The following is a 19,814-nucleotide window of genomic DNA, read 5'->3' as shown; positions in this document are numbered from 1 at the left end:
ATCTCTCCTCAGAGGCTGAGGCGCGGCTTCGCGGGAATGGCGCGGCTTGTCCAGTGGTCAGCCGAGTTCGTGGGCGTATTTCGGCTGGTCGATCGCGAGCGAATCGAGCGCGCAGGCCTTCATATGCGCGATCAGCGCGGGGTCGTCGGGGGCGATCTCGCCGGCGCGGATCATCTCGGTGAGCCGCCGGTCGAGCGCGTCGCGCGTGCCGTCGCCGCCGGTCAGCGCGCGCAGCCGCTCGACCGCGCGGGCGTCGGCGGCGGGGCCGAGCGCCATGTCGCGCGCTGCGATCTCCAGCGCGTTGCGCGCGACGCGCAGGGCAAAGCCGCTCGCGCTGCCGTCGACCGGCAGCCAGCGCGCGACGCCCTCCACCAGCGCCTGTGCGGTCGGGTGGGTGATCATGAAGCGCTCCGTTCGATGATCGCGACGATATCGGTCTCGGTCTCAGAAAGCCGCCGCCCGATCACCGCACGTTCGGGGCCGGCGGAAGGGTCGGCGGCCCAACGCGCGTGCATCATCGTCGTCATCACTCCCCATTTGAGGCTGCCGAGCATCTGCCAGAAATCGACGCGCGCGGCGTCGATCGGCGCGCCGCCCGCCTCGACATAGCCCGCGAGCAGATCGTCGAGATCGCCAAATCCGCCGACGCGCTTCCCCGGCTGGCCGAAGCGCCAGCTGTTGCAGCAGATCCAGCCGATATCCTCCGCCGGATCGCCGACATGCGCCAATTCCCAGTCGAGCACCGCGGCAAGCCCGGTTTGGGCGTCGACCATTATATTGCCATTGCGGAAGTCGCCGTGGACCAGCGTGAGCGCACCCGCCGTCGGCACGCGTCGTTCGAGCCAGCGGAACGCAGCCTCGATCGTCGGCCGCACCAGCCCCGAGGCGCGCCATGTCTCCTCATAACCGCTGAGCGTCGCGCGCACGTCGAGCGTCTCGACCCCGGCGACCGGCGGCGTGGCGTGAATCCGCGCCAGCGCCGCCCCGCATTGCCGCGCCAGCACCGCGCGCGCCGGGGCAAAAGCCGGGTCGGTGGCGATGCGCTTGCCCAGCGTCTCGCCCGAGACGCGCGCCATGATATAGGCCTCGCCCAGCCCGTCGGGCTCGCTGCAGATATGCACGACATTCGGGGCAGGGACGCCGTTCGCCACCGCGGCGGCGATCAGCTCGGCCTCGATCCGCAGCGGCGGCTTCTTCCCCGGGTGGCGTGCGAGCGGGGAGGTGCCGCGGCGCAGGATTAGCGGGATCGCATCGCCCGCCGCTGGCACCGCGGAAAATGCCCATGTCTCCATGCTCGCGCCGCCGGTCAGCCGCGTCAGCCCGTTGATCTCGGCGCCGTCTCCGGCCAGTTTCGGCACCAAAGCGGCCAGTCGTTCGGCGATCTCGCTCATTTTTTCCCGGTCACTTTTCGCTTGTCGTTTGGCGGTCCGATAATTCACTAAGCATACTAAGTAATTTCGGAGAGGATCAATGGATTTTGCGCTGCCCGAGGATCTGGTCAACTATCTGGCCGAGCTGGACGCCTTCATCGACGCCGAAATCCGGCCACTCGAGGAGGCGGACGACAATATCCGCTTCTTCGATCACCGCCGCGAATGGGCGCGCACCGATTTCGACAATGGCGGCCTCCCGCGCGAGGAGTGGGAGGAGCTGATGCGCGAGGCGAAGCGCCGCGCCGACAAGGCGGGGCATCTGCGCTTCGCCCTGCTCCCCAAATTCGGCGGCAAAGGCGGGTCGAACCTGTGGATGTGCGTGATCCGCGAATATCTCGCGGCCAAGGGGCTGGGGCTGCACAACGATCTGCAGACCGAGCATTCGATCGTCGCCAACAACCCCTTCGCCAAGATGTTCGACGATTTCGGGACCGAGGCGCAAAAGGCCGAATTCATCCCTGGCATGCTCGACGGCAGCAAGCGAATCACCTTCGGGCTGACCGAGCCCGATCACGGATCGGACGCCACTCATATGGCAACCCGCGGGGTGCGCGAGGCGCGTGACGGGGTCGACGGCTGGCTGCTCAACGGCGAAAAGATGTGGACGACCGGGATGCACGTCGCCAGCCATTGCGCCTTGTTCGCGCGCACCTCGGGCGAGGACGGCGCGGCGCGCGGGATCACCTGCTTCCTCGTGCCGGCCGATGCGCCGGGGGTGAAGGTCGAGGAATATCTGTGGACCTTCAACATGCCGACCGATCACCCGCGGGTCAGCTTCACCGATGTGTGGGTGCCCGACAGCGCGATTTTCGGACCCGTCGATAACGGGCTGCCGCTCGCGCAGAGCTTCGTCCACGAAAACCGCATCCGGCAGGCGGCGTCGTCGCTCGGCGCGGCGGTCTATTGCATCGAGGAAGCGGTGCGTTACGCGCGGCAGCGCAAGCCGTTCGGCGAGGATCTGGCGCGCAACCAGGCGATCCAGTTCCCGCTGGTCGAGCTGGCGACCCAGGCCGAGATGCTGCGGCTGCTGATCCGCAAGACCGCGTGGGAAATGGACCAGATGCCCCACCCGGAGGTGGAGAAGCGCATCTCGGACAAGGTCTCGATGTGCAATTACTGGGCGAATCGCTTGTGCTGCGAGGCGGCAGACCGCGCGATGCAGGTCCACGGCGGGATCGGCTATTCGCGGCACAAGCCGTTCGAGCATATCTATCGCCACCACCGCCGCTATCGCATCACCGAGGGCGCGGAGGAGATCCAGATGCGCAAGGTCGCGGCGTTCCTGTTCGGCTATATCGGGCCGCGGCGGCAGGAATTCGCCGACCTTGGGTGGGACGATGTCGATTACCGCGAGGAGAGCCAGATCCGCCCGCGCACCGGCTGGCAGGCGATCGGGAAGCGCGATTGAGTAAAGTATACCACCCCGGCGAAGGCCGGGGTTCAGCAACGGGCCGGTCGTGACTGGACCCCGGCCTTCGCCCGGCTGGAGGGTAGGCGGTCCCCCCAAGCAGGGCTTGCGGCAGCGCAGCGAATCGGCGTAACATATGTTACGGAGAGGTTAGGAGAGACAGGGATGCTCAAGACGCGGTTCACCGAGGCGTTCGGGATCGACTATCCGATCGCGCAGGGCGGGATGCAGTGGGTCGGCCGCGCGCCGCTCGTCGCTGCCGTGGCCAATGCCGGCGCATTGGGCTTCATCACCGCGCTGACCCAGCCGACCCCCGAGGCGCTGGCGAAGGAGATCGCGCGCTGCCGCGACATGACCGACAAGCCGTTCGGGGTGAACCTCACGATCCTGCCGACGATCACCCCGCCGCCCTATGCCGAATATCGCCGCGCGATCATCGAGGGCGGGGTCAAGATCGTCGAGACCGCGGGGTATAAGCCGCAGGAGCATGTCGACGATTTCAAGGCGCACGACATCAAGGTGATCCACAAATGCACCGCGGTCCGCCACGCGCTTTCCGCAGAGCGGATGGGGGTCGACGCGATCTCGATCGACGGCTTCGAATGCGCCGGGCATCCGGGCGAGGATGATATCCCCGGGCTGATCCTGATCCCCGCGGCGGCGAACAAGGTGAAGGTGCCGATGCTCGCCTCGGGCGGGTTCGGTGACGGGCGCGGGCTGGTCGCGGCGCTCGCGCTCGGCGCCGACGGGATCAACATGGGCACGCGCTTCTGCGTCACGCAGGAGGCCGAGATTCCCGAGAGCTTCAAGCAGAAGATGGTCGAGAATGACGAGCGCGCGACCGATCTGATCTTCCGCACGTTGCACAATACCGCGCGGGTGATGAAGAATGCGGTCAGCCAGGAAGTGGTCGCGATCGAGAAGCGCGGCGGGGCGAAGTTCGAGGATGTCCAGCATCTTGTCGCCGGCAAGCGCGGGCTCGCGGCGATGGAACATGGCGATACCGACGGCGGCATCTGGTCCGCCGGGATGATCCAGGGGCTGATCAACGACATCCCCACCGTCAAGGAACTGGTCGACCGGATCGTCGCCGAGGCGGAGGAGATCATCGACGGCCGGCTGGCGCAGATGGTCCACCGCTATGCCGAGGCGGCGCAGTAAGCCGTAGTTTCTCCCCTCCCTTGAACAAGGGAGGGGGCGGGGGTGGGTTGGTGTGGGGGGACCGTCACGCGCGCCTCAAGCCCACCCACCCCCGGCCCCCCCTTCACCAGGGAGGGGAGAAAGTGGGTCGAATCACTCGGCCCATCCCCCCGTCTGGCGCAGCGCTTCGCCGAGCATCATCGCCGCCGACACCGCGACGTTGAGCGAGCGGAACCCCGGCTGCATCGGCACGCGTACCCGCATGTCGGCGCGATCGTGGACCGTGATCGGCACCCCGGCGCCCTCCGATCCGAACAGCAGGATATCGTCCGTACGGAAGGTCGCCTCGGGCAACGGAATCGCCCCCGTGGTGGTGGCGAGGACGATACGCCCCGGCGCCTGCGCGATGAACGCCGCCCAATCGGCATGGCGCGTCACCGCGACTGCCCCTGCATAGTCCATCCCGGCACGCGCGAGCGCGCGGTCGCTCCACGGGAAGCCCATCGGCTCGATCAGGTCGACCCCGAGCCCCATGCACGCCGCGAGGCGCAGGATCGTGCCGACATTGCCCGCGATATCGGGTTCGTAAAGAGCGATGCGCATCGTCGGTGCGGATAGCGCCGCGGGCGGGTCGACGGAAGGCGCGAGCGTAAGGGAAGTTCAAGGAAATGCCCGCGCGGGGTTGCGCAAAATGCTGTTGGCAGGCAGGGGGGGCGAGGCTATCAGGCCATCAACTCCGTGGGGACGGGGGCGATGGCGGGCGTGGGAGGAGCAGATCCGACACCGTTCGCCCGCCTGACAGGAAGGGATAAGGGTTAGCGAATGGCGACGGTCGAAGAGGCGATTCCCCCGGGTGCGAACCCGACCCGGTATCATGAGGAAGGTCACGATCCCCGCCGCCGCGATTTCATCAACATCGCTGCCGTGGCGTGGGCCGGGGTCGGCGCGGGCGTCATCGTCCTGCCGCTGATCAACCAGATGAACCCCTCCGCCGACGTGCTGGCGCAGGCGACCACCGACGTCGACCTGTCGAAAATCGCGCCGGGCCAGGCGATCAAGACGATCTTCCGCAAGCAGCCGCTGTTCGTCCGCAATCTCACCCCGGCGGAAATCGCCGAGGCCGATGCGGTGCCGGTGAGCTCGCTGCGCGATCCCCAAACGCTGGAGCAGCGCACCAAGCCGGGCAAGAAGAACTGGCTGATCACTTTGGGGGTCTGCACCCACCTCGGCTGCGTGCCGCTGGGTGCGGGCGAGGGCGAGAATCGCGGGCCGTTCGGCGGCTATTTCTGCCCGTGCCACGGCTCGGCCTATGATACGGCCGCGCGCATCCGCCAGGGGCCGGCGCCGCTCAACCTGCACGTTCCCGATTACACCTTCACGTCTGACACGACCGTCAAGGTCGGCTGAGGTAGCACGCACATGAGCTTTCCCTGGGCCAAGCACTATGAGCCTAAGCAGCCGCTGATGCGGTGGCTCGACGAGAAGCTGCCGTTGCCGCGCCTCGTCTACAATTCGATCGGCGCCGGCTATCCGGTGCCGCGCAACCTCAATTACTGGTGGAATTTCGGCGTGCTCGCCGGGGTGGCGCTGGTGTGCCAGATCATCACCGGCGTCGTGCTGGCGATGCATTATGCGCCGAACGCGCTGGTCGCCTTCGGTTCGACCGAGCATATCATGCGCGACGTCAACGGCGGCTGGTTCCTGCGCTATGCGCACGCCAACGGCGCCTCGATGTTCCTCTTCGTCGTCTATGTCCACATCGCCCGCGGGCTCTATTACGGCTCGTACAAGGCGCCGCGCGAGATGGTGTGGCTGCTGGGCGTGGTGATCTTCCTTCTCATGATGGCCACCGCCTTCATGGGCTATGTGCTGCCGTGGGGCCAGATGAGCTTCTGGGGCGCGCAGGTCATCACCGGCTTCTTCTCGGCGATACCGGGCGTGGGCGAAACGATCCGCGTGTGGCTGCTGGGCGGTTTCGCGCCGGACAATGCCGCGCTCAACCGCTTCTTCTCGCTCCACTATCTGCTGCCGTTCGTGATCGCGGGTGTCATCATCCTGCACATCTGGGCGCTGCACATCCCCGGCTCGAACAATCCGACCGGCGTGGACGTGAAGGGCGAGCAGGATACCGTGCCGTTCCATCCTTATTACACCGCGAAGGACGGCGTCGGCGTCGGCGCATTCTTCCTGGTGTTCGCGCTCCTGGTGTTCTTCGCGCCGAACCTGCTCGGCCACCCGGACAATTATATCGAGGCGAACCCGCTCTCGACGCCGGCGCACATCGTGCCCGAATGGTATTTCCTGCCGTTCTACGCGATCCTGAAGTCGTTCACCTTCAACTTCCTGTGGATCCCGGCGAAGCTGTGGGGCGTGCTGGCGATGTTCGGCTCGATCCTGTTGCTGTTCTTCCTGCCGTGGCTGGATTCGTCGCCGGTGCGCTCGGCCAGCTATCGCCCGAAGTATCGCGTGTTCCTGGGCGTGCTGCTGCTCGACGTGCTGGTGCTCGGCTATGTCGGCGGGGCGGAGCCGATCGCCCGCAACGTGATCATGGGGCAGATCGCGTCGATGTATTACTTCGCGCACTTCCTGATCATCCTGCCGTGGATTTCGCGTTCGGAGCGTCCGCTCCCGCTGCCCACGTCGATCACCGAAGCGGTGCTGGCGAAGCATGGGGAAACCGCGCACGCCGAACCGGCGCTGGCGCACTGAGCCGAACGGGGGACTGATAAGACAATGGTTCGTACCATCGCACTCCTGATCGGCGCGGCGTTCGTGGCGGCCCTCGGCTTCGCGCTGTTCGGCACGATCAAGACCGCCATCACCGATCCGGCGCCCGAATCCGCCGAGCACGTGTTCCACGTTCACCCCGAGGATATCGGGCTGAAATCGGCGGGGCTGCTCGGCAAGTTCGATCTGCAGCAGGTCCAGCGCGGCTTCCAGGTCTACAAGGAAGTCTGCTCGGCGTGCCATTCGCTGAAGTACGTCCACTTCCGCGATCTCACCAAGATCGGCTATTCGGCCGGCCAGGTGAAGGCGATCGCCGAGGCCTGGGTGATCGAGCAGCCGACGATCAACCCGGAGACGGGCGAAGCGGCGACGCGCAAGAACGTGCCCGCCGATCCCTTCCCGTCGCCGTTTGCCAATGAGATCGCCGCGCGCGCCGCGAACAACAATGCGCTGCCGCCCGATCTGTCGCTGATCACCAAGGCGCGCGAGGACGGGTCGAACTACGTCCATGCGCTGCTGATGGGCTATCGCGATCAGCCGGCCGAACTGGTGAAGGATTTCCCCGGCTCGAAGACGCCGAAGGGTCTGCACTACAACCCGGCGTTCGCGAACCTCAACATCGCGATGCCGCCGCCGCTGACCCAGGACGGGCAGATCACCTACGCCGACGGCACCAAGGCGACCAAGGACCAGATGGCGCGCGACGTCGCCGCCTTCCTGACCTGGAGCGCCGAACCGAACCTCGAATCGCGCCACGGCGCGGGGCTGGCGACGGTGGTGTTCCTCGCGATCTTCCTGTTCCTCGTCTGGGGCGCCTATCAGAACGTGTGGCGCGACCAGAAGCATTGAGAATCGCGTCGCCCCTTCGCATGAAGGGGCGGGCAAACCGAGCGGCGGCCGCGGGACCAACCCCACGGCCGCCGCTTCGCGTTTGAGATGAGAGCGAGGCTTCTATCGTCCCGCCCCGGCGCAGGCCGGGGCCCAGTATCGGGCTGATCGCAACTGGACCCCGGCCTGCACCGGGGTGGAAAGACGGGCGATCGCTATTGTAGGCGGCATGATCTAGGACCGAAAGAATGGCGAACGACGATCTCAAGGCACTGATCCGCACGATCCCGGATTTTCCCAAGCCCGGCATCCAGTTTCGCGACATCACCACGCTCCTGCTGTCGCCCGCGGGGCTGGCGGCGTGCGTCGAGCGGATGGTCGCGGCGACCGACGGGCCGGTCGATCTGGTCGCGGGGATCGAGGCGCGCGGCTTTCTGTTCGCAGCGGCGCTGGCGGTGCCGCTCGAGGCCGGGGTGCTGCTGATCCGCAAGGACGGCAAATTGCCCGGCGCGACGATCGCCGAGGATTATGCGCTCGAATATGGCCAGGATCGCATCGCGATGCACGCCGATGCGCTTGCGCCGGGCGCGCGGGTGTTGCTGGTCGACGATCTCATCGCCACCGGCGGCACCGCGCGCGCCGCGATCCGGTTGCTGCGCAAGGCAGGGGCGGTGGTGACGCAGGCGCAGTTCCTCGTCGATCTGCCCGATCTCGGCGGCGCGGCGGCGTTGCGCGGCGACGGGCTGCGGGTCGACGCGCTGGTGGCGTTTCCGGGGCATTGAGGGGAGCGCCGCCAGGTGCGGCGCTTTCTCTCTCCTTGGGCTCCCGCGAAGGCGGGGACACAAGAAGCGGGGCGAGGCAGATCAGTGGTGCGGGTTGTGCCCGTTGTGTCCGCCGTTTGCATGTCCGCCGCCGGAATGGCCGTCTCCGCGATGAGCGCCGCCGTGCTGGCCCCCGCTCGCGTGGCCGCGACCGGGGTTACCGACATGTGGGCGTGCAGCCGGGGAATGGCCTGCGTCCGGGCGACCGGCGTGCGCTCCATGGCCGAAATCACGCCAGTTCGGCCGCAGATCATGTGAGCGCGCGGGGGACGTGCCGCCCGGGTGAGTGCGACGAGCGTCGATTCTATTCTGCCAATAGTGGCGCTGGTTGTCGTCCCAATGGTGCGCGCGGCGATGGCGATCGTAGACGTAAACCCCTGTGCCGGGGTAATAATAATTGCCGTACCAGCGCCAGTAAGGCGCGTATCCGCTATAATAACCCGATGCGTAGCCGGCTGAAATGCCGTCATGTCCGTAGCGTTCGGTGCACGCCGCTGCGGCAATGCTTGCGATGCCGATCAACGGCAGCACCGCGATATGCTTGCGATTCATTGCCACTCTCCCGCGCGGCATAAGGATTGTTATTTTGCCGACAATTTTTAATAGCGAGATTGCGCTTAAGCAGGGATGAACTCAGCGTTACAACGCGCGCCGCTGCTTCGCCGCGATGCTGAACGGGAGAGAAAGCGTCAATTCAGCACCGCTTAAGCCGAAAAGGCCCATAACCGCGGCATAGCGGATCGATGCGCGGCGCAATCTCCGCGCGCGACCCCGTGGGAGAAAAGCGATGAATCGCAAGCGCATCGCGCTGTTGGCGCTGATCGGTGCGGCGGGGTTGGGTGTCGCGGCCTGCAATGACGGCTATGGCTATAGCGGCGTCGCGGTCGGTTACGGCCCGAGCTATTATGACGGCTACGGCCCCGGCTATTGGGGCTGGTACGGCGATTATTATTATCCCGGCACCGGCATCTACGTCTACGATCGCTACCGGCGCTCGTATCGCTGGAACGACGACCAGCGTCGTTACTGGCAGGGCAGGGGCGACAGCTATTGGCGCGGTCGCCCCGGCGGCGGTGCGCCGGGCGTCCGCCCCGGCGGTCCGCGCCCCAATTGGCACGATTTCCGCGGCGGCCCGCGCGGCGGCGGCCACGGCGGGCGTCATCCGTAATTAAGGTCGGGCCGCGCCGCTGCCGGTCGGTACCGGCTTCCGGCGCGCTCGAAGGCGGACGGTCGGCAGCACCTCCTGCCGGCCGTCCGTCACCTCGATTCTCGCGCCTCAATTCTCATTGTCGGGCCGCGTGCGGATCAGCCCGTTCGAGATCATCGACATCACCGCGACGCCGTCCTGATTGAATACCGTCATGCGGCTCTTGAAAATCCCCATTTCGGGGCGGCTTTGCGAGCGCCGCTTCTCGATCACCTCGGTCTCGCAGCGCAAGGTGTCGCCGGGATAGACCGGCTTGAGCCAGCGCAATTCGTCCACCCCCGGCGATCCGAGTCCGGCCTGGCGGTGGTTCTTCAGATTCTCGACGACCATCGACATCACCATCGCGCAGGTATGCCAGCCGCTCGCCGAGAGCCGCCCGAAATGCGTCCCCGCCGCCTCCTCGTCGGAGAGGTGGAACGGTTGCGGATCATATTTCTGCGCGAAAGCGATCACCTCTTCGCGCGTCACCGGATAATTGCCGAAGCTCGATTTGGCCCCGACCGCGATATCCTCGAAATATTGCATCCGCTCCCTTTCGCTTATTGCCGCTTCAGCACCCCGCGGAACGGCGCGTCGTCGCCGTCCAGCCCGGTGCCGGCGGGCAGCCCGATGAGATCGCGCAATAAGGGCGCGACATCAACATTGTCGAATGTCGGCAATGTCTTGCCCCGCGCGAACGCCGGGCCATTGGCGATGAACAAAGCGCGCATATCGGCCTGTTCATTGTCATAGCCGTGCTCGCCGCGGGTGAAGGGCTTGGCGGGCGCGGTCTTCATCGTCACCCAGCCGTCCTCGGCGAGACAGAAATAGGGCGGGACGCGGACGTTGGCGCCATAATGGAGACGCGCGGGAATCTCCGCCTTGCGCCAGCATTGCAGATGGGCGTGTGGCTTGAGCAACGTCGCCTCCACCACCTGTTCATGGCCCGGAATCGGGACGAAGCTGGCATAAGGCCCCGATTCGATGATCCGCGCGTCGGCCGGGCCGATCAGCTGGTCGAGCGCGATCACGCGATTGTTGCTGGTTTCGGCCATGCCGTGATCGGCGACGATCACCAGATTGGCGGGCTGACCCAGCTCCGCGAGCCCCGCGACGAGATCGCCGATCGCGCGATCGACCTCGCCCACCGCCGCGGTCACCTTGTCGCTCGCGGGGCCATATTCGTGCCCGGCGGTGTCCACGGTATCGAAATAGAGCGTCACGAACCCCGGCCGCGTCGCGGCGGGGCGGCGCAACCAGTCGATCACCGCGCGGACGCGATTCTCGTCGGGCATTTCCTGGGTGAATTGCTGCCAGTCGGTCGGGCGGGTGCCGCCGACGACCTTATACGGCCACGCGCTCCCCCGCGTCCCGCCCCAGCCGACCGCAGAGCCGGGCCAGAACATCGCCGCGGTGTGGATGCCGGCCTTTTCCGCGGTCACCCAGATCGGCTCGGCAGTGTTCCACCAGAACGGGTCGTCATTGGCCATCGTGAACAATTCGCCGGGGCGGGCGGGGTCTTCCATATTGTTGGCGACGACGCCGTGGCGATCGGGGCGCAGCCCGGTGACCAACGTCCAGTGATTGGGAAAGGTCTTCGACGGGAAGGACGGCCGCATCGCCGCCGACACCCCGCCCGCGGCGAGCCGCGACAGGTTCGGGCTGGCGCCGCGATCGAGATAATCGGGGCGGAAGCCGTCGATCGAGACGAGGATGGTGACCGGCGCGCGCCGCTCCGCCGCCGATTGCGCGGCAGCAACGGGAGCGGGCGTGGGGGCGGTGGCGCAGCCGCCAAGGGCCACGAGCGCGGCGAGCGCGAGCAAACGAGCGATCATAATGAAGCGCTTACGCCCGACAGATGACAGGCGGAAGGCGGAAATCGCGGCGTACCCGAGACGCGCGCTTACAGCGTTACGGTCCACCCCCCGTTCGCCCTGAGCTTGTCGAAGGGCGTCCTGCCGTTCGTGAGTTGGGGCCGCCCTTCGACAAGCTCAGGGCGAACGGGGAAGACAGTGAACCTATTAAACGTTGAACCGGAACAGCATCACGTCGCCGTCCTGGACGACATATTCCTTGCCTTCCTGACGCAGCTTGCCCGCCTCGCGCGCGCCGGCTTCGCCGCCGAGCGTGACATAATCGTCATAGGCGATCGTTTCCGCGCGGATGAAGCCGCGTTCGAAATCGGTGTGGATCACCCCGGCGGCCTGCGGCGCCTTCGCCCCGGCCTCGACCGTCCAGGCGCGTGCCTCCTTCGGCCCGACGGTGAAGAAGGTGAGGAGATGCAGCAATTTGTATCCAGCGCGGATCACGCGGGCGAGCCCGGTTTCGCCCAGCCCCAGCTCGGCGAGGAACTCGCCGCGATCCTCGACCGGCATCGTCGCGATCTCGGCCTCGATCGCAGCGGAGACGACTACCGCCTCGGCGCCCTCGGCCGCGGCCTTTTCGAACACCCGCGCCGAATGCGCATTGCCGTTGGCGGCATTCGCTTCCTCGACGTTGCAGACGTAGAGCACCGGCTTGGCGGTGAGCAATTGCGCCTGCGCGAAGACCCGCGCTTCCTCCACATCCTTGGGCTGGGTCAGCCGCGCTGGTTTGCCGTCGCGTAGCAGATCGAGCGCCTGGCCGAGCACGCTGGCGGCGATCTTCGCTTCCTTGTCGCCCGACTGGCCTTTCTTGACGAAATTGGGCACGCGCTTTTCGAGGCTTTCGAGATCGGCGAGCATCAATTCGGTCTCGACCGTCTCGGCATCGGCGATCGGATCGACCTTGCCCTCGACATGCGTCACGTCGCCGTCCTCGAAGCAGCGCAGGACGTGGACGATCGCGTCCACCTCGCGGATATTGCCGAGAAACTGATTGCCGAGCCCCTCGCCCTTGGAGGCGCCGCGCACCAGCCCGGCGATGTCGACGAAGGCGAGTTGCGTCTCGATGATCTTGGCCGAGCCCGCAACCGCGGCCAATTTGTCGAGCCGCGGATCGGGGACCCCGACATTGCCGACATTGGGCTCGATCGTGCAGAACGGATAATTCGCGGCCTGCGCCGCCGCCGTTTCGGTCAGCGCGTTAAAGAGGGTGGACTTGCCCACATTGGGCAGGCCCACGATGCCGCAACGGAAACCCATGTTCGTTCCTCAAGGTATAGGGGACGCGGGCGCCGTACAGCCTATGCCCGCGTCGCGCCACCCCGAGGCCCGAGTTTCCTCACCGTCCGCCGTGCGGGTTTTCGCGATGCGGCGCCGGGCGCTGCGGCTCGGGGCGAGGGGCAGGGCGCGATTCCGCGCGTTGCACCGCACGGGCCTGCGCCTGTTGCGCACGGGCGGCTTCGGCCTGCTGGCGACGCTGCGCCATCTCCTGCGCGCGCGCCTGCTGCTGTTCGGCACGCGCAGCCTGCTGTTCGCGCTGCACATTGGCGCGTTCGATGCGGGCCTGCTGCTGTTGCTCACGCTGCATCGTCGCGCGTTCCGCCCGCATCTGCTGATCGCGCTGAGCACGAGCGGCCTGTTGCTCGCGTTGCGCGGCGGCGCGTTCCTGCTGCTGCTGCATCCGCGCGGCTTGCTGCTCGCGTTGCATCGTCGCGCGCTCGCTGCGGACCTGCTGGTCCCGCTGCGCACGAGCCGCCTGCTGCTCGCGCTGCGCGACGAGGCGCTGCTGTTGCTGCTGCGCGCGGGCCGCCTGCTGCTCGCGTTGCGCGGCGACGCGCTGCTGTTGCTGCTGGACCCGCGCCGCCTGCTGTTCGCGCTGGATCGTCGCGCGTTCGTTGCGAAGCTGTTGCGCGCGCTGCGCATTGGCCTGCGCCTGCTGACGCCGCGCGAGGATACGCTCGTTCTGCTGCTGGCGGGCGGCCTGCGCCTGTTGCTGGCGGGCGAGCGCGGCCTGCTGCTGCATCTCGCGCTGCTGCCCGGCCTGGAAGCTGCGCGCCTGCGCCTGTTCGCGCGCGGCAAAGGCGCGCTGCTGTTGCTGCTGCAGCGCCTGCTCGCGCTGGAGCCGCACCGTATTGGCCTGTTGCGCCTGCATCAATTGCTGCTGCTGCTGGCGGTGGAGCTGCGCATTGTGCGCGATCAGCGCCCCGGCGGCGACCGCCGCGCCGCCGGCGACGGTGGCGGCAACCGGGGTGAAGCGATGCGGATCGCGCGCCCATGAGGCCTGCTGCCATTGCGCCGGAATTGCGCGTGGCGGCGGCGCGGCGCGGAAGCCCTGCGCCTGCCAGGCGTCGAAACGCTGCTGATCGATGCGGCGGCGCGCCTGCTCGGCCTGCCAGTGGCGTTGCGCGGCGGCATCCTGTTGCGCGTAATTCACCCACAAGGGCTGGCGCGATCGGGCCGCGTCCCAGCGTTGCTGCTGGTTGAAGTAATTGATGCGGTAATTGGTCCAGTTCTGGACATTGATCGAAATCCGGTCGCCGCGCGACGCACGCCATAGATCGCGCCCGCGGACGAGATAGCGCGAGGCATAGACCACCTGCGGCCCATAATCCTCCCACGGCACGATATCCCCGCCCGCGTCATAGACCACTGCGAGCTGCCCATTGTCATAACCGTAGGAATAATAAGGATCCCGGACAAAATACGGCTGTTCCTCGCCGGGCTGGTAATAATAAGTGCGATAGCCGCCGGAGACCGGCTCGGCGAAGACGAGCGAATCGTCATAGCCCTCCCATGCCCAGGGCTGGACCCCGGCATAGTCGAAGCCGTAATCCGGGGGCGCCTCGCCCAAAGCGTCGGAGAATCGGGAGGCCGCGTCGGCATAGGCATATTCGGCCCCGCGGCGCGGATCGTGCACCCGCACCGTGCGGATCGGGCGGGTGTCGGGCAGCGCGGCGGCGGCCGGCGCGGGGGCTGGGGGCGGCGCGGCGATATCGGTCATCGGCAAGGTCGCGGGCAGCGTCGGCAGCGGCGCGGCGGCGCTTTGGTTGTCGAGCAGCGCCTGATTGGCGTTGGGGGTGCGGTTGCACCCGGCGACGGCGAGCGCGGCAAGCGCCACCGTCGCGCTCAGATGCGAAATGCGAAATCCGGCCATGGCATCACGACTCCATCCATCCCGGTAAGTCGGTTTGGATAACGCATCGGTGATGAACCGGTTCTGGGTCGCCGGTTCATCCGGGAGCAATTTGCCCTCCGCGCCCCGGCCCGGCCTAGCTATAATTGAAGCTGATGCTGATCCGCGGTTCCTTGGCGTCGCTCGGCATCACTTCGTGGCGCAGCCAGCTCTCCCACAGGAACACGCTACCCTGCGCCGGCTCGGCATAGACGAAGGTATCGGGGCGCAAGGGCGCGGCCATCAGCAGCGGCAGCCGCGGGTCCTCCAGCTTGAGCGCGCCCGAACCCGGCGGCACCGCGACGTAGAAGGTGCCCGAAATCGCGCTATGCGGGTGGATATGCCCGCTATGCGTCGCGTGGCGCTGCATGACATTGACCCACAGGCTGTCGAGCCGCAGCCGCCGCCCGCCCAGATCGAGCTGCAATTCCTCCGCAAAGGCCGCGACATGCCGGTCGAGCTTGCGCTTGAGCGTGGCAAAGGCGGGATCGCGCGCCGGCAGGTCGTTGAGCGAGGCATAGCTGGTATAGCCGCGATAGCCGTTGGCACGCGACCACGCCCGGCCCGCGCGATCGTCCTGCGCCAGCTGCAGCGCGGATTGCTCGAGCTCGGCGATCAGCGCGTCATCGTCGATCTGGCCCTCGTAGAACAATGTCGGGAACAAGGCGCGGACCGGCATGATTATTCCCCCAGCCGCAGCGCGACATCGTTCATGAACCGCGCATCGTCGCCCGCGGCGAGCAGCGGCGCCTCCGCCGCGATCGCGCCGAGCAGGTCGCTCAGTGGCTCGATTTCGCTCTTGGCATAATTGCCGAGAACGTGCCCCGTCACGCGATCCTTATGCCCCGGATGCCCGATGCCGATCCGCACGCGGCGGAAATCGGGGCCGAGGTGGCGGTCGATCGAGCGCAGCCCGTTATGCCCCGCGGTGCCCCCGCCGGTCTTCACCTTGACGCGGAACGGCGCGAGATCGAGCTCGTCGTGGAACACGGTCAGCGCGTCGGTGCCGAGCTTGTAGAAGCGCAACGCCTCGCCGACGCTGCGGCCGCTTTCGTTCATGAAGGTCGCGGGCTTCAGGAGCAGGATCTTGTCCGATCCCAGCCGGCCTTCCTGCAGCCAGCCCTGGAATTTCTTACTCGTCGGGCCGAAGCCGTGCACCTCGGCGATCACGTCGAGCGCCATGAAGCCGATATTGTGCCGGTGCATCGCATATTGCGGCCCGGGATTGCCCAGCCCCACCCACAATTGCATGATTTCACCCTCCCGACATGAAACGGGCGGGGGACGTTGCCGTCACCCCGCCCGAAACTGGCTATCAACCGAGGCGACGGATTACTCCGCCTTGTCGGCCTCGCCCTCGTCCTCGGCAGCAGCTTCAGCCGCGCCTTCCGACGACTTGAGCGCCGACGGCGCAACGATCGTCGCGATCGTGAAATCGCGGTCGTCGATCGCCGAGGCGGTGCCCTTGGGCAGTGTCACATGCGAGATGTGGATCGATTCGCCCACGTCGAAGCCCTTGAGCGAGATCGTGATCTCGGCCGGGATCTCCGCCGCGTCGCACACCAGCTCCAGCTCGTGGCGGACGATGTTGAGCACGCCGCCCTTCTTCAGGCCGGGCGCGGCTTCCTCATCTGCGAACACCACCGGGACAGCGACCGTCACCTTGGCGTGCGCGCTGATGCGCAGGAAGTCGACATGGACCGGACGATCGGTCACCGGATGGAAATGCACGTCCTTCGGCAGCGTCCGCTCGCCGTTGACCATGATCACCGAGTTCATGAAATGCCCGGTGCCCAGCGCCTTGACGAGCGCCTTCTCCTCGAGGTGAATCGAGGTCGGTTCCTTGTTCTGGCCGTAAATGACGGCGGGGACGCGGCCGTTGCGACGCAGATCACGGGAGGCTCCCTTGCCAACCCGATCACGCGTCTCGGCTGCGAGCGTCAGCGTGTCGCTCATTGCAGTATCTCCGAAACGAATAAGGTTCATCTCCCGCCACGCCTCCAGGGATGACCATGACGGGAAGCCGGCGCGCTTAGCGGGAGATGGCGGGAAAATCAATAATGGCGCTTCCACCCCGGCGAAGGCCGGGGTCCAGCATCGGGCCGGTCGTGACTGGACCCCGGCCTTCGCCGGGGTGGTAAGAGGGGCGGTCAGTAGCGAATCCGCACCGCCTTGAGCCTGTAGCGCTGCAGCTGATCCTGCACGCTCCCCGGCCCGGCGAGGTGGCCCGCGCCGACCGCGATGAACACCGTCCCCGGCTTCTTCATCCGCTCGGCGATCCAGCCGGCCCATTGCTTGTTGCGGTTGATCAGCAGTGTCTCGGCCACCTCGGGGGTATCCTTGAGCGAGGCGTTCATCTCCTTGGCCAGCTCGTCCGGCCGCCCGGCCGCCCAGTCGGCGACCATCTTGTCCATATTCTCCTGCGCCTTGGGCAGTTCGTCGATCGTCGAGGCGAGCAAGTCGACCTGCCCCTTGTGCGACAATTTGTCGAACAGCGACATCTGCCCCTCGAAGGTCTCCAGCCCCATGACCTGCTTGTGCTGCGCCTTGGCCGCGCGGGTCAGGATGCCCTCGGGGCCGTTGGCGGGATCATAGCCGAGCTTTTCCAAGGGCAGGATCGACAGGCTGATCGCGGCGAACCACGGCCGCATCCGATCATATTGTGCGAGCGGCAGCCCGTTGTCCTTCAGCGCCTTGGCAAAGGCGGGGCGCTTCTCGGCGGGCAATTGCTCGCTCAGCGTCGGCCCGTCGAGCGCGAACGCCTTGGACAGCACGACCTTCTGCTGCGTCGCCTGATCGGGCTCGACCATTTCGAGCACCAATGTCCCCGATTTGTCGAACGCCTTCTTCACCGCCTCGTCGAACCACGAGAGCCCGGGTTTCAGCACATGGATCGTGCCGAACAGATAGATCGTGGTATCCTTGTCCTTCACCACCCACAGAGCGGGATCGGCATCCTTCGCCGCGACCGGCGCGGGCTGGGCGCAGGCGGGAAGGGCAAAGGCAAGGCCAAGCGTGGCGAATGCGGCGGTGACGGATCGGAACAACGCGGGCTACCTCGTGGCGAGAGCGGGACAATGTGATTTACGCATAGACTTGCCTGTTGGCGAGCCATCCGTCATGGCCCGCGCGCGATGAACACGAGGTCAACAGACGCACCGCTTTCGTTTCAGGACATGATCCTGCGCCTCCATCATTATTGGAGCGAGCGCGGGTGCGTGATCCTGCAGCCCTATGACATGCGGATGGGCGCCGGCACCTTCCACCCCGCCACCACGTTGCGCGCGCTGGGGCCGGAGACGTGGAACGCCGCCTTCGTCCAGCCCAGCCGCCGCCCGACCGACGGCCGCTACGGCGAAAATCCCAACCGGCTGCAGCATTATTACCAATATCAGGTGATCCTGAAGCCGAGCCCGCCCGATCTCCAGCAGCTCTATCTCGGTAGCCTCGCCGCGATCGGGGTGGACATGAGCGTCCACGACATCCGCTTCGTCGAGGACGATTGGGAAAGCCCGACGCTCGGCGCCTGGGGGCTCGGCTGGGAAGTGTGGTGCGACGGGATGGAGGTGACCCAGTTCACCTATTTCCAGCAGATGGGCGGGTTCGATTGCAAGCCGGTGGCGGGCGAGCTGACCTACGGGCTCGAGCGTCTCGCGATGTACATCCAGAATGTCGATAACGTGTACGACCTGCGCTTCAACGACGCCGGCGTCAGCTATGGCGACATCTTCCTCGAAAACGAGCGGCAGATGTCGACGTGGAATTTCGAGGTCGCCAATACCGACGCTCTGTTCGATCTGTTCCGCAAGGCGGCGGCCGAATGCGAGAATGCGCTGGCGGCCAAGCTGCCGATCGCGGCCTATGAGCAAGCGATCGAAGCGAGCCATATCTTCAACCTGCTCAACGCGCGCGGCGTGATCTCGGTCGCGGAGCGCCAGGCCTATATCGGTCGCGTGCGCGATCTCGCCAAGGCGAGCTGCGCAGCGTGGATCGAGAAGAACACGCCGCAATGGCAAGAAAAATATCCCGATTGGACCGCGGCGTGACCGATTTCCTGCTCGAACTCCGCTCGGAGGAAATCCCGGCGCGCATGCAGGCCAAGGCGCGCGACGATCTCGCGCGGCTGTTCGCTGCCGAACTCGCGCAATCGGGCATCGCCGCCGCCGCGACGGTGACCTATGCCACCCCGCGCCGCCTCGCGCTGATCCTGCGCGATCTGCCGCAGGCGACCGAAGCGGTGCGCGAGGAAGTGAAGGGGCCGCGCAGTTCGGCGCCGCCGCAGGCGCTCGACGGCTTTCTGCGCAAGACCGGGCTGACCCGCGAGCAGCTCGAAGAGCGCGACGGGGTGTTCTTCGCGGTGACCGAGCGGCCCGGCCGCGCGACTGCCGAGGTGCTCGCCGCGGCGATCCCGGCGGTGATCCGCGCGTTTCCGTGGCCCAAGTCGATGCGCTGGGGCGCGACCTCGCGCTCGACCGAATCGCAGCGCTGGGTGCGTCCGCTGCACGGCATCGTCGCGTTGTTCGGCGGGGAGATCGTGCCGGTCTCGGTCGCCGGGGTGGATAGCGGGGCGGCGACGCTCGGGCATCGTTTCCATCATCCGGGCGCGATCACGATCGGCTCGGCGGCGGATTATGTCGAGAAACTGCGCGCCGCGCATGTCATCGTCGATCAGGACGAGCGGATGGCGCTGATCCGCACCCGCGCCGCCGCGCTGGCGTGCGAGGCGGGGCTGGAGCTGATCGAGGACGAGGGGCTGGTCGCCGAGAATGCCGGGCTGACCGAATGGCCGGTGCCGTTGCTCGGCCGCTTCGACGCGGCGTTCCTCGAAGTGCCGCCCGAGGTGATCCAGCTCACCGCGCGGGTGAACCAGAAATATTTCGTCTGCCGCTCGGCCGACGGGAAGCTCGCCAATGCCTTCGTCTGCACCGCCAATATCGCCGCGAGCGACGGCGGCGCGAAGATCGTCGAGGGCAACCGCAAGGTGCTCGCCGCGCGGCTGGCCGATGCGCGCTTCTTCTACGACACCGATTTGAAGGTGCCGCTGGAGGAGCAGGCGAAGAAGCTCGAAAAGATCGTCTTCCACGAAAAGCTCGGCACGGTGGCCGACAAGGTCGAACGCGTCGCCAAGCTGGCGCGCTGGCTGGTGGAAGAAGGCATCGTCGGACCCTCCGGCAACCACCCCGGCGAAGGCCGGGGTCCAGCATCGGGCGGTTCGCAACTGGACCCCGGCCTTCGCC

General features: G+C 66.7%; 21 protein-coding genes. 9 read left to right on the top strand and 12 right to left on the bottom strand.

Annotated elements, in window-relative coordinates:
• Positions 1-57: 57 nt before the first annotated feature.
• Positions 58-402, bottom strand: coding sequence for a DUF6285 domain-containing protein (locus NED98_RS22295; protein WP_265269098.1), 345 nt, complete (start codon positions 400-402; stop codon positions 58-60).
• Entirely contained in the window at positions 399-1,391 is a 993-nt protein-coding gene (locus NED98_RS22290; protein ID WP_265314532.1) for a phosphotransferase family protein, read from the bottom strand. The genes NED98_RS22295 and NED98_RS22290 overlap by 4 nt, the downstream gene beginning before the upstream one ends.
• Before the next feature lie 79 nt (positions 1,392-1,470).
• Here NED98_RS22290 and NED98_RS22285 point away from each other — a divergent pair, with 79 nt between their 5' ends.
• Positions 1,471-2,841 (top strand): acyl-CoA dehydrogenase family protein, encoded by a 1,371-nt coding sequence (locus tag NED98_RS22285; protein WP_265269100.1) that lies wholly within the window; start codon positions 1,471-1,473, stop codon positions 2,839-2,841.
• A gap of 165 nt (positions 2,842-3,006) precedes the next feature.
• On the top strand, positions 3,007-4,002 hold the full coding sequence (locus NED98_RS22280; RefSeq protein WP_265314531.1) for an NAD(P)H-dependent flavin oxidoreductase: 996 nt from the start codon (positions 3,007-3,009) through the stop codon (positions 4,000-4,002).
• A gap of 132 nt (positions 4,003-4,134) precedes the next feature.
• On the opposite strand, the gene NED98_RS22275 is transcribed toward NED98_RS22280, so the two are convergent.
• Positions 4,135-4,584: a tRNA (cytidine(34)-2'-O)-methyltransferase gene (locus tag NED98_RS22275; RefSeq protein WP_265269102.1), complete on the bottom strand. Its 450-nt coding sequence runs from the start codon at positions 4,582-4,584 to the stop codon at positions 4,135-4,137.
• A gap of 219 nt (positions 4,585-4,803) precedes the next feature.
• Here NED98_RS22275 and petA point away from each other — a divergent pair, with 219 nt between their 5' ends.
• From petA to NED98_RS22255, 4 genes are all read left to right on the top strand, one after another.
• On the top strand, positions 4,804-5,388 hold the full coding sequence (petA, locus tag NED98_RS22270) for a ubiquinol-cytochrome c reductase iron-sulfur subunit (protein WP_179510821.1): 585 nt from the start codon (positions 4,804-4,806) through the stop codon (positions 5,386-5,388).
• A 12-nt stretch (positions 5,389-5,400) separates the two neighbouring features.
• On the top strand, positions 5,401-6,690 hold the full coding sequence (locus tag NED98_RS22265) for a cytochrome b (RefSeq protein ID WP_179510822.1): 1,290 nt from the start codon (positions 5,401-5,403) through the stop codon (positions 6,688-6,690).
• Between the two features lie 24 nt (positions 6,691-6,714).
• Positions 6,715-7,557 carry a cytochrome c1 gene (locus NED98_RS22260; RefSeq protein ID WP_265269103.1) on the top strand — a complete coding sequence of 281 codons (843 nt, stop codon included), beginning with the start codon at positions 6,715-6,717 and terminating at the stop codon, positions 7,555-7,557.
• 227 nt (positions 7,558-7,784) lie between these two features.
• Complete coding sequence (locus tag NED98_RS22255) at positions 7,785-8,318, top strand: adenine phosphoribosyltransferase (RefSeq protein ID WP_179510824.1); 534 nt, start codon at positions 7,785-7,787, stop codon at positions 8,316-8,318.
• 81 nt (positions 8,319-8,399) lie between these two features.
• Here NED98_RS22255 and NED98_RS22250 read toward each other — a convergent pair whose 3' ends face one another.
• Positions 8,400-8,909 (bottom strand): hypothetical protein, encoded by a 510-nt coding sequence (locus NED98_RS22250; RefSeq protein WP_265314529.1) that lies wholly within the window; start codon positions 8,907-8,909, stop codon positions 8,400-8,402.
• A 235-nt stretch (positions 8,910-9,144) separates the two neighbouring features.
• On the opposite strand from NED98_RS22250, the gene NED98_RS22245 reads away from it, so the two are divergent.
• Entirely contained in the window at positions 9,145-9,525 is a 381-nt protein-coding gene (locus NED98_RS22245; RefSeq protein ID WP_265269106.1) for a hypothetical protein, read from the top strand.
• A 108-nt stretch (positions 9,526-9,633) separates the two neighbouring features.
• On the opposite strand, the gene NED98_RS22240 is transcribed toward NED98_RS22245, so the two are convergent.
• The 8 genes from NED98_RS22240 to NED98_RS22205 all read right to left on the bottom strand — a co-directional run bounded on the left by NED98_RS22240 (position 9,634) and on the right by NED98_RS22205 (position 17,624).
• Complete coding sequence (locus NED98_RS22240) at positions 9,634-10,089, bottom strand: MaoC family dehydratase (RefSeq protein ID WP_265314527.1); 456 nt, start codon at positions 10,087-10,089, stop codon at positions 9,634-9,636.
• Between the two features lie 14 nt (positions 10,090-10,103).
• Positions 10,104-11,378, bottom strand: a complete 1,275-nt coding sequence (locus NED98_RS22235) for an alkaline phosphatase family protein (RefSeq protein ID WP_265314525.1) — start codon at positions 11,376-11,378, stop codon at positions 10,104-10,106.
• Positions 11,379-11,564: 186 nt separating this feature from the next.
• Positions 11,565-12,665: a redox-regulated ATPase YchF gene (gene ychF, locus NED98_RS22230; protein ID WP_265269109.1), complete on the bottom strand. Its 1,101-nt coding sequence runs from the start codon at positions 12,663-12,665 to the stop codon at positions 11,565-11,567.
• A 79-nt stretch (positions 12,666-12,744) separates the two neighbouring features.
• Complete coding sequence (locus tag NED98_RS22225; protein ID WP_265314524.1) at positions 12,745-14,559, bottom strand: hypothetical protein; 1,815 nt, start codon at positions 14,557-14,559, stop codon at positions 12,745-12,747.
• 115 nt (positions 14,560-14,674) lie between these two features.
• Positions 14,675-15,256, bottom strand: a complete 582-nt coding sequence (locus NED98_RS22220; protein WP_265314522.1) for a TIGR02466 family protein — start codon at positions 15,254-15,256, stop codon at positions 14,675-14,677.
• 2 nt (positions 15,257-15,258) lie between these two features.
• Positions 15,259-15,828, bottom strand: coding sequence for an aminoacyl-tRNA hydrolase (gene pth / locus NED98_RS22215; RefSeq protein ID WP_265314520.1), 570 nt, complete (start codon positions 15,826-15,828; stop codon positions 15,259-15,261).
• 81 nt (positions 15,829-15,909) lie between these two features.
• The gene (locus tag NED98_RS22210; RefSeq protein WP_179510833.1) at positions 15,910-16,533 is read right to left on the bottom strand and encodes a 50S ribosomal protein L25/general stress protein Ctc; all 624 of its coding nucleotides are present in this window, start codon (positions 16,531-16,533) and stop codon (positions 15,910-15,912) included.
• Between the two features lie 194 nt (positions 16,534-16,727).
• Positions 16,728-17,624, bottom strand: coding sequence for a TraB/GumN family protein (locus NED98_RS22205; protein ID WP_265314519.1), 897 nt, complete (start codon positions 17,622-17,624; stop codon positions 16,728-16,730).
• Between the two features lie 129 nt (positions 17,625-17,753).
• Here NED98_RS22205 and NED98_RS22200 point away from each other — a divergent pair, with 129 nt between their 5' ends.
• On the top strand, positions 17,754-18,623 hold the full coding sequence (locus tag NED98_RS22200; RefSeq protein ID WP_265269114.1) for a glycine--tRNA ligase subunit alpha: 870 nt from the start codon (positions 17,754-17,756) through the stop codon (positions 18,621-18,623).
• On the top strand, positions 18,620-19,814 hold a 1,195-nt coding region (glyS, locus tag NED98_RS22195; RefSeq protein ID WP_265314518.1), incomplete at its 3' end, for a glycine--tRNA ligase subunit beta. The genes NED98_RS22200 and glyS, both read left to right, overlap by 4 nt.

Origin of the sequence: Sphingomonas lycopersici, from assembly GCF_026130605.1 — a bacterium.
In the GTDB taxonomy this organism is placed as follows: domain Bacteria; phylum Pseudomonadota; class Alphaproteobacteria; order Sphingomonadales; family Sphingomonadaceae; genus Sphingomonas; species Sphingomonas lycopersici.
This window is presented reverse-complemented; position numbering and strand designations above follow the sequence as displayed.